Here is a 1,135-nt window from a genome sequence, read left to right on the forward strand (position 1 = left end):
TGACCTTGCCCCTGTTTCGTGTAGCTCTTAACCCACGGTTCACGCGGCCTTTTTACGCTGTGCCTCGTACCAGCGCTGCTCGTACTGCATCGGGCTGAGGTAGCCCAGCGACGAATGCAGCCTGCGGTGATTGTAGAAGGCCATCCAGTCCATCACCGCCTGCCTGGCCTGCTCACAGGTAGCGAATTTGCACCCATGTACGCTGGCTGTTTTCAGCCGACCCCAGAAGCTCTCGGTCGGTGCGTTGTCCCAGCAGTTGCCCTTTCTGCTCATCGATGAACGCATGCCCCAGTCCTTCAAGGCATCCTGGAACTCATGGCTGCAATACTGGCTGCCCCGGTCGCTGTGGAATATCAGTCCAGGAGGTGGCCTGCGGCGCCACCACGCCATGGCCAGCGCGTCCTTGACCAGGCCCGCCTGCATGTGCGGCTGCAGGCTCCAACCCACCACCTGACGGTTGAACAGGTCGATGACCGCAGCCAGGTACAGCCAGCCCTCGTCGGTTTGGATGTAGGTGATGTCGCCACTGCACAGCTGGTTGGGCGCCTCGGGGTTAAAGCGCCGCTGTACCAAGTCGGGCGCCACCGGCAGGCTGTGGCGGCTGTCGGTAGTCACCACGAACTTGCGTTTGGTCTTGGCCCTGATGCCGTGCTGCTGCATGAGCTTGCGCACCCGGTCCTTGCCCACCCGGATGCCCCGGGCCAGCAGTTCCTTGTGCATGCGGGGCCAGCCGTATTCACCCTTCACCTCGGCGTGGATGGCGCGCATGTACGCCAGCAGGGCTTGGTCGCTGTGACGCCGGGCAGGTCCACCGTGGCCAGCCTGCCGCCGGCGTAGCCAGTTGAAGTACCCGCTTGCGCTGACCTCCAGCACCCCGCAGGACACACTCACCGGGTACAGCTTTCTCATTTGGTGAATCCAGGCGTACCTCGCAGCGTGTCCTGCGGAAGGTAGCCGCGGCTTTTTTTGCGATGTCGCGCTCCATGCGAAGGCGAGCATTCTCTGCACGCAACCGGGCTATCGCCATCTGCTCGGGCGAAACCTGGATGCTCTTGTCTCCACCGCCCGCACCGTCCAATTCTCCCTTGGCTGACAGCCGTACCCAGTTGCCCAGGCTCGCTTTGGGAATGCCCAG

At 63.0% G+C, this 1,135-nt stretch carries 1 protein-coding gene; it reads right to left on the reverse strand.

Features of this window, described 5'->3' with window-relative positions; genetic code table 11:
* Nucleotides 1–39: 39 nt before the first annotated feature.
* A protein-coding gene (locus A612_RS00255) for an IS3 family transposase (RefSeq protein ID WP_141630297.1) occupies nt 40–1,135 on the reverse strand; the annotation gives its coding sequence in 2 pieces (ribosomal slippage) (nt 40–943 and nt 942–1,135; 1,098 coding nt annotated over the 2 pieces). This gene is flagged as partial in the annotation.

The sequence above is a fragment of the Melaminivora alkalimesophila genome, assembly GCF_000282995.1.
Lineage (GTDB): Bacteria > Pseudomonadota > Gammaproteobacteria > Burkholderiales > Burkholderiaceae_C > Melaminivora > Melaminivora alkalimesophila.